5 protein-coding genes and 1 pseudogene are annotated in these 8,925 nt (G+C 69.7%); 3 read left to right on the forward strand and 3 right to left on the reverse strand.

The window, feature by feature from the left end; genetic code table 11:
- Positions 1 to 585 precede the first annotated feature (585 nt).
- Entirely contained in the window at positions 586 to 1,191 is a 606-nt protein-coding gene (locus B7767_RS21675) for a lytic polysaccharide monooxygenase (RefSeq protein WP_085573673.1), read from the forward strand.
- 300 nt (positions 1,192 to 1,491) lie between these two features.
- On the opposite strand, the gene B7767_RS21680 is transcribed toward B7767_RS21675, so the two are convergent.
- Together B7767_RS21680 and B7767_RS21685 are read right to left on the reverse strand one after the other, a co-directional pair.
- A complete protein-coding gene (locus B7767_RS21680) occupies positions 1,492 to 2,109 on the reverse strand; it encodes a hypothetical protein (RefSeq protein WP_085573674.1) in 618 nt (205 codons plus the stop codon).
- A gap of 310 nt (positions 2,110 to 2,419) precedes the next feature.
- Entirely contained in the window at positions 2,420 to 3,286 is an 867-nt protein-coding gene (locus tag B7767_RS21685; protein WP_085573666.1) for a hypothetical protein, read from the reverse strand.
- 400 nt (positions 3,287 to 3,686) lie between these two features.
- Between B7767_RS21685 and B7767_RS21690 the strand changes: the two genes are divergently transcribed.
- A complete protein-coding gene (locus B7767_RS21690) occupies positions 3,687 to 4,184 on the forward strand; it encodes a hypothetical protein (protein ID WP_085573667.1) in 498 nt (165 codons plus the stop codon).
- A 19-nt stretch (positions 4,185 to 4,203) separates the two neighbouring features.
- Here the strand turns inward: B7767_RS21690 and B7767_RS21695 are convergent.
- Positions 4,204 to 5,207, reverse strand: a pseudogene (locus B7767_RS21695) (IS5 family transposase).
- An 875-nt stretch (positions 5,208 to 6,082) separates the two neighbouring features.
- Between B7767_RS21695 and B7767_RS21705 the strand changes: the two are divergent.
- Positions 6,083 to 8,851, forward strand: a complete 2,769-nt coding sequence (locus B7767_RS21705; RefSeq protein ID WP_085573668.1) for a hypothetical protein — start codon at positions 6,083 to 6,085, stop codon at positions 8,849 to 8,851.
- The last annotated feature ends 74 nt before the right edge of the window (positions 8,852 to 8,925 follow it).

Consider the following 8,925-nt stretch of genomic DNA (forward strand, 5'->3'; position numbering starts at 1 on the left):
GTAAGCCGGTATCCCTCTGGATGTGGTGATTGGGCTTCTTTGGTCAGATCTGTTCCCGGTTTCGCCGTGGCAGGTTTCGCCAGCTCAATTCCGTTTCGGGAAAGGCGAGTCGGCCGACGCAGTCGATGGTTGGGATTGCCGGAGGTGCGGAAGGCGGCCGCCCTGGTGCGGGCGGAGGAGCTTCGCCCTCGGGCGGAACGAGTCGCGGTCGGATTCACCGAGAGGCAGAAGCGGTGTCGGAGCGTCGGGTGATCGACCGGGAGGAGTCGTCGAGGCCCGGGCCGCTCCGAGCCATGCCGCGAACGCCCCTCCCCGGCGTCGCCCCGCGCACCGGTCCAGGCCGCATCCTCGCCTTCCGGTCCCGGGAACGGTTCCGGCTCCCGGCTCCCGGCAGATCCCCTGCTCATCACCCACCTCTGTGATCAACTCCGCTTGTTTCATTGACATTTCACTCAGAAGTCGTACCGTTGGGAGCGCTCCCATGACAGTCTTGCAACTGGAAGGAGTTCCCCCCACATGCATGAACAGAATCCGTTGACCAGGCGTTCGCGGTCGTCCCTCCGCCGGCCCCTCCGGGCGCTCGTCATGGTGTTCGCCGTGGTTGTCGGCGCACTGGCCTGGTCCACCCCCGCCCAGGCTCACGGCACCATCGTCAGCCCCGCCACCCGCGCGTACCAGTGCTGGAAGACTTGGGGCAGCAACCACACGAGCCCGGCCATGCAGACCGAAGACCCCATGTGTTACCAGGCGTTCCAGGCCAACTCCGACACCATGTGGAACTGGATGAGCGCGCTCCGCGACGGCCTCGGTGGTCAGTTCCAGGCGCGGACCCCCGACGGGACGCTCTGCAGCAACAACCTCTCGAGGAACGCCAGCCTGGACAAGCCCGGGCAGTGGAAGACGACCAACATCAGCAACAACTTCACGGTCCAGCTGCACGACCAGGCGTCCCACGGTGCCGACTACTTCAAGGTCTACGTGAGCAAGCAGGGCTTCAACCCCAAGACCCAGAGCCTGGGCTGGGGCAACCTCGACTTCATCACGCAGACCGGCCGCTACGCTCCGGCGCAGAACATCAGCTTCAACGTCAACACCTCCGGCTACACCGGACACCACATCCTGTTCGTGATCTGGCAGGCCTCGCACCTCGACCAGGCCTACATGTGGTGCAGCGACGTGAACTTCGGCTGAGCCGAAGAGCGCCGCGCACGGCACCGGCCTCGGCCGGGCGCCGGTGAGCCGCCGCCCGGCCGACCGAGCTCCGTCGGGGCAGGGGACCCATTCGGTCACCCCGCCCCGGCGGGGCTCCCTGCGCTCCTGGTGCGAACACACCCGATCGCGCGGCAGTCGCACGGTGGCCGGCTCTCCACCGGGGCGTATCGCGCCGCCCGGCGTACCCGCACCGCCCTGGCCTCCCCCGGCCGTCGGCAACTCCCGCAGACCTCATGCCCTGCGGTGACAGGGCCCGGAAGCGAGGCGACCGGTCGTGTCCTACTCGCTCAGCCCCACGAGTCCCCAGCCCCGTCGGGCGGCTTCGGAAAGGACGCGGCCCCAGTCGTGCAGCAGGTCGGTGAACTCGTCGAAGTCGCGGACCCAGCCCTCGGGCACGGTGGCATGCTCGTCGAACGCCTCACGCAACCCCTCGAGCCAGGTCCGTACCTCCTCCCACGTCACTGCCAGTTCCCGCACGCTGTCCGGCGACCTCGCGAGCAGCACGCCATGGGTGACGGCGGGGTCATCCCAGAGGAAGCCCTGATCCACGTGCTCCGCCTCGCCGTCCAGCCCTCCCCGGATCAGCCCGAGCAGCAAGGTGTCCAGCCCGGCCCGCACCAGCGGGTCGGCGTGGTCGCGTACGGCCTCCCACCGCTCCCCGGCCCAGAAGTGCGCCTTGAACGAACCTAGGGTTCCCCGGAACTCGTAGACGGCGAAGGAGGAGTTGCCGGGCCCTCGTGGCCATTCCCAGTCGCCTTCTACCGCCGGCGCGTCGTGATCCCGCAGCCCGCTCTCGTCGGCGTACCAGGCATCCCGCAACCGCGACAGCCTCTCCCGGGGCGGAACCTCACCCAGCCATGACCAGTCGGCGATCATCACAGTGATGTCCAGCCCCATGCCCGTGAGAGTACCGACCACCTGTACCACCAGGTACCGGTACCGGAGCACGCCTCGGACGCCTGCCGGTGACTGCGAACGGACAGCCCTGATCCCTCTTCCCTCGTGATCCTGACCGCTGGACGACGACAGTGTCCGTACCGTCTGCCTGGCCGCCTTTGCAGAGGTGACTGCCGTCGGCGGCGTGGTCGGCCCGTTCGACAAGGCACAGGATCGTATGCCGGACCTCGCCGGCACGCGCCGCGGCAAGCTCCCTGCCGGACTGACCGTCGTCGGACGGTCGGTGAACGGGCCTTTTCAGTACCGGGTATCAGCTGCTGAGGTCGAACACGCCCCACGCGGTGAACGGCTCGGTCTGGACGTAGATCCTGCTTCCTCGGCCGACGACCCGTCGGCGACCGGAAGCGGGGCCATCGGCCGGGGTGAGCAGGCCGACGTCCGTCGACTCGACGGACGTTTCGGTGAGTTCTCCGTGGGCGAGGCGGTCCCGCTCCTCGCCGTAGCCGCCGTAGAAGGCCACCCGGTCGCCGTGGACGGCCACCGCACGGGCGCCCCGTACGCGGTTCGTCCACACCCTCACGGGCCGCCCGGGACGGTCGGGCCGTATCTCGACGAGCGGGAAGTCCGTGTACGGGCACGACCAGGCGACGGTGCCCGACACGTTCAGGGCGTAGCAGTCGAAGAGACCGGGGATGCGGGCGTTGTCCGATGTCCAGGCAAGTCGGCCCGTGGCACTCCAGCGGCGGATCCCGGCAGGGTTCTCGTCGAAGTGCCCGACCCAGATATGGCCGGCCTCGTCCACGAGCAGGTGCTCGATGGCGTCCCCGACGGAGAAGTTCGAGGTCTCGCGGCCGAGTGCGTCGAAGACCTGGACCTGGTCCGAGTCCTCGTCCCGGCGGGTGCGAGACGCGGCGACGACGAACCCGCCGTCGGGCAGACGGTCCAGATACGGCCAGCGGGCTCGCACGGCGCTCAGCTCGGTGAGTTCGACGCCGCCGCCCGGATGGACGGAGACGACCAGGGCGTCGAAGGGCCGGACATCGCCGCCGGGCTGCGGAGCACGTTCGCCGAGCAGCCAGTGGGCGACGCCGAAGACGTCGACCGTACTGGTCAGGACGTAGCGCTCGTGGTGCGCTCGGGGGAGGTCGGCGTAGGGAATGAGGGCGGTCTTCTGCACGGGTGGGCTCTCCTGGGTGGGCTGTCACGGCCATCGGACGCTGCGGTGAGCGGCGGTCGGCGGCGCGCGAGCGGTGGAGAGGGGAACGGGGCGCCTAGGGCCTGTGTGATGTCGTGATCAATCGGCTGCTGGGCGGAGAGCTGGGGAGTCTCCTTCGAGAAACTCAACAGGGAGGCAATTGCAGAGGATCACCTGGCAGCGGCTGGTTCGCCGGTTCCTGCTCTCTGCGGCCGGCCTTCCACGATCCGCCGCATCGACCCCGATGCTGGACGGATCACCGCGCAGCCCACGGAACCGGACCAACACTCAGCACAGTATGAGTCGAAGTCCCCTGAGTCGACCTGTCCTTGAAGCACACTCTGGGCTTTCCACGAAGACGGGCAGGGCACATGATGGCGGCATGGCTGCCAGCGAGGATCTGCTGTGGGACGCGGACGACAAGAGCATGCAGATGGTTCCGCGGCTCCGGCGCATCGGGGTGACGGCCGGCTGCCTCGGCTTCTTCGGCCTGCTGATGTGGACGGACTCGGACGCTACATGGGTCCTCTACGCAGGTGCCGTCTACCTGCTCGGGGAGATCGCGTACTGGGGGTGGGACCGACGGCGTCTGGTCGAGGCGCGCATCGTCCCGGGTGGAGCCGACGGCCCTGCCAGAGTCCGCCTCCGCCGCGTCGGCGGACGGACCACCGAACACGACCCCCAGCATGTCACCCGCGTCGTCCTCATTCACGACAACGTGCACGACCTGGCAACACTCCGCCTGAACGTGCACGGCAGGCAGCGCCTCTTCGGCCGCCCGGCCCGCCCCCCGGCCCTCACGACCTGGCGCCATACCTGCCCGAAAGCCGAAGTCAGCGACAGAGCCGCCCGATGGGGCATGCCAGGAATCCCCGACTAGGGCCTGCGTGATGTCGTGATCAGGCGGTTGCCTCCAGCAGGTCATTGATCCAGATCATCGAGGCGCGGAGGTGGAGGCCGGCGAGGTAGCTCTCGGGTGTCTTGTCGTATCGAGTCGCGATGCCCCGCCAGGCCTTCAGCTTGTTGATCAGGCGCTCGACGGTGTTCCGCTCCTTGTAGAGATCGACGTCGTGACATGTGGGCCGACCGCCCCGGCTGCCCTTCTTCTTTCGGTTGGCTGCCTGGTCCTTCTTCTCCGGGATGACTGCTTTGATATTGCGTTTGTGCAGGTAAGAGCGGTTGGCGCGGGACGAGTAGGCCTTGTCCGCGGCGACAGCTCCAGGCCGGGTTAGGGGACGGCCGACCGGCAGGCGGAACCACACCTTCTGCAGCACGGGGACGAACTGCGGGCTGTCGGCTGCCTGTCCCGCGGTCAGGACGAACGACAACGGACGGCAACGGCGGTCCGCGGCGAGATGAACCTTGCTCGTCACCCCCCCTCGGGACCTGCCGAGCAGGGCTTCCTTCAGACGCAACTTGCGTCGTCGCCTGATGCGCCGCCGCTCTTCCCGGCCGGGGTCGTCGCTTCCGTCCTGTCCGGTCTGTACCGGCGGGCCGCCCCCTTTTGCCGGGTCCGCTCCTGCTCGGCGGCGGCTTCCTCAAGGGCGTCCAAGACCTCCTTGCCGATGCACATCCCGGCGGCGTCGTGATGGGCGCGGGCGGTCGTGGAGTCCACGCTGACCAAAGACAAGTCCGTCTGCCCTTGACAAGCGGCCTCGGCGATCACGCCTTCCAGCAGTGCGGTGAAGACGCCGGCGTCCCTCCAGACACGGAAGCGGCCATAGACCGTCGCCCACGGGCCGAACTCGCCGGGCATCTCCCGCCACTGGCTGCTGGTACGGAACCGCCAGATCACCCCCTCGAACTGCTCCCGCAGCCGCTCGGGGTACGGGCCGTACTCGCCTATCGGCAGGAACGTCTCAATCAACTTCCACTGCTTTTCGGCGAGTTGCCTGCGCGTCACGATCGTCTTCCTACCGGATCAGCCATCCAGGCGGACCCGGATCGGCAAGATTGATCACGACGTCACACAGGCCCTAGACGGCATAGCCCTTTCTGATCGTCATGGGGTGATCACCGTCGACGTCCGGCTGCATGACAAACCTTTTCGGTACGCCGCCCCCATTGATTCGCAGGAATCTTCGCCGTTGTCACGAGCTGCCGCCACAACCGCGCCGACCCCGCCTGAGCAGCCGTCAAGAACGTAGCCGCCTCCCTCGGTGGTAATGCAACGTACGCCTGCTGACCCACGTCGGCTTCGGCCGACCATGGCCCCGAGGACTTCCCGGCCGCCGTCCTGGGTGACGCCGGTGGCGATGGCGATCGCCCGGAGACGATGCGGTGGCCGACGCGGGCCTTGACGCGGGTGGCGTCGAGGACGAGGCAGGGGAACCGGATGTGGTCCGGAGGGCGTCGATCTTCGCACTCGCCTCGGTCCCGATCAGTTCCCGCAGCAGCCGCTCGGTGACCTTCCGGACCGGTTCGAGACCATCCGTCGAACGTAGCGACTCAAGCAGACGAAGTGAGTCGTGCCGGGACAAGGCCGTCGTGCGCCTTCCTAGGCCGAACTGCGCCTTTGTCGAGGGCAGTTGCACGGTGGTCGGCCGGTTGAGCGGGGAGGACGCACCGGCAGACGGTGCACCCGAGGACGTGGGAACCAGCATGCTTCGCGGCGACGTGCCGGAGAGCGCTCAGTTGCACTGGCTTGATCACACCGCTCGCCCGCTGTCGGCGTCTCCTCACGGACAACCCACGGGCGTCCCTCCCCCGTCCTAGGTGACGCGAGGGACGCCCGAGACCGACGGGACGTCTGCGCACGGGGTTTTGAGGAGAGGACCATTGATCCATGCCCGGCGAATATGTGTGACCGCCGTGGCGGTGCTGGCGGCCCTGGCGGGCTCACCCGGACTGGCACAGGCCGAACAGCCTTACACATCGGAGCCGTCGAGCACGACGGACGACAATCCGCTTCCGCCGGGGTGGCGGATCGACGGGGAGGACGGGGCGCGTGAGCTGGTCTGGCGTACGCCGAAGGCCGTGCCCATGGGGGATGCGCGGGTCGAGTTCCGTACCGGGGACCGGCTGCTCGGGGCGCCGAAGCCGGCGAGGGACGGGAGGACCTTCCGGCTCGCCCTCGGCGGGACGCGGACCGAGCAGCTGACGGATCTTCAAGTGACGGCCGCCGGGCGTCGGCTGGACGCGGCGGCCGACGACACGCACGGGTCCGGCCCGCGCGTGGCGCGGATGCCCGCGCAGGCGCCGGCGAACGGCGTTGATCCGGGCAGACCCGGCCCGTACCGCACGGTCACCGGGGAGTACGACCTCGACCCGGTGCGCCTGCCCGGGTTCGACACCCCGGTGGAGATGACCGCCGAGGTGGTGGCGCCGAAGGGAGCCACCGGCAGCCGGCCGCTCGCGCTGTTCCTGCACGGCCGCCACGGCACCTGCTACAAGCCGGGCTCCGAGGACGACGTGACCGGCGACTGGCCCTGCGCGGACGGCTACAAGCCGATCCCCAGCCACCTGGGTTACCTGCGCGACCAGCGACTGCTGGCCTCCCAGGGCTACGTGACGGTGTCGATCTCGGCGAACGGCATCAACGCCCAGGACTGGGAGGCCGAGGACGCCGGCGCGCAGGCGCGTTCCTCGCTGGTACGCCAGCACCTCGCCCGCTGGGCCGACTGGACCGCCCGTCGCTCCTCCGCCCCGGCCGTCGTACGCGAGGCGGCGGAAGCGGACCTCTCCCGTGTCCTGCTCGTCGGCCACTCACGCGGTGGCGAGGGCGTCAACCGGGCCGCCATGGACAGCCTCTACCCGCCGCCGGCCGCCGAGGACGGCTACCGGGGACCGGTGCGCTGGAAGGTGCGCGGGACCGTGCTCATCGGACCGACGGTCTTCGGCCAGAACCCGGTCGCCGACGTGCCGTCCGTGACGCTGCTGCCGGGCTGCGACGGCGACGTGTCGGACCTGCAGGGCGAGAACTTCGTCGACGGGACGCGCGGGATCAGCCGGGGCACGGCCCTGCACAGCGCGGTCTACATGGTCGGCGCCAACCACAACTACTTCAACAGCGAGTGGACCCCGGGCGAGGCCGTCGCACCGGCCGGGGACGACTTCTGGACCGACCCGGAGCAGCCGGACCCGGTGTGCGCGCCGGGTGCCGCGACCAGGCTGACCGCCGCCCAGCAGCACAAGGCGGGCGCCACGTACATCGCCGCCGCGGCCCGGCTCTTCGTCGCCGGGGACGATCGGGTGCGTCCGCTGCTCGACGGTTCCGGCAAGCGGGCCCCGTCCGCGGACCCGGCCCGGGTGCTGACCCACGCGGTCGGCGGCCGTCGCAGCGGTGGTTTCCTGCCGGACGGCGGGGCGAAGGTGACCGGAGCCCGGCTGTGTTCGGCGATCGACCCCGACCCGGCCGTGGCCTGTCTGGATCCGGAGACCCCCGGATCGTCACCGCACTTCGCGTGGTGGGAGACGGAGCAGGAGACCGGCCGCAGCGCGGTGGACCTGAAGTGGTCCGCGCCGGGCACGGCCGCACGCATCACTCCGGCCAAGCCGCTCTCCCTCCGCGGCTCCCAGAAGCTCGCGCTCCGGCTCTTCGTACCGCCGAACACGACCGGCACGAAGTTCGACGTGTCCGTCACCGACTCCTCCAACCGTCGGGTGACGCTGGGCTCGGTCCGGGTGGACGGGCTCCCCGGCTCCGCGAGCACCGCCTCCTACTGGGCCCAGGAGCTGCGCGTCCCGCTGTCGGCCGCGACCCGGGCCGGGCTCGATCTCAGGCATGTCGAGTCCCTTGAGCTGACGCCCCGTTCACAGTCCGGGCGGGCCTGGCTGATGGACGCCTGGGGCTGGGCGCCGGGCACTTCGGCGGTGGAGGCGGCGGCCCTGCCGCGTGTCGACGTGGGCCGCACGCTCGTCAAGGAGGGCGACTCGGGCACCCGCACCTACCGGGTTCCGGTCGAGATCTCCGGGCACGGCAGCGGGCAGGTCCGTGTGTACGTCCTCGACCCGGACAGCGGCCGGACCGAGAGCCGCCTCGTGACCGTACGGCCCGGCAGCGACGCGATCGACGTGCCGGTCGAGGTGAAGGGCGACACGGCCTACGGCTACGACGTGGAGCACGACATCGCCGTCAAGGCCGTCCACCATGCCGTCGTCGGCAAGCACCGGGGCGGGCTCACCGTCGAGAACGACGACCCCGAGCCGGTGATCACCCTGTCGCCGGTCACGGACCGGGTGACCGAGGGAGAGACACTGACCTGGCGGTTGTCCGTGGACGCGCCCGTGGCGGTGGACATCTGGCAGCCGGTGCGGGTGCTTCCGGTCGCCGAGGGCGCCGAGCTGTCCACCAAGGACGTGGACCCGCAGTGGCTCATGGACTGGTCCGGCGGCGTGCCCGATCCCGAGCGGCCGCTGTCCGACGCGGATCTGTGGGTGTGGTTGCACATCCCGCCCGGGAGCACCGGCGTGGACTTCGTCGTGCCGGTCGTACGGGACCAGGTCGCCGAGCCGACCGAGTCGATGCGCCTCGCACTGACCGACGACAACGCCGAGCCGCTGCCCGACGAGCCGGTGCTGACGGGGACGGTGCTCGACACGCCGTGAGCACGATGTACGAGGGATCGTGAGCGCCCTCTTGCGCGGGGTCCGGCCCGTCCGGGCCCCGCGCTTCACAAGGT

It is taken from the genome of Streptomyces sp. 13-12-16, assembly GCF_002114215.1.
In the GTDB taxonomy this organism is placed as follows: domain Bacteria; phylum Actinomycetota; class Actinomycetes; order Streptomycetales; family Streptomycetaceae; genus Streptomyces.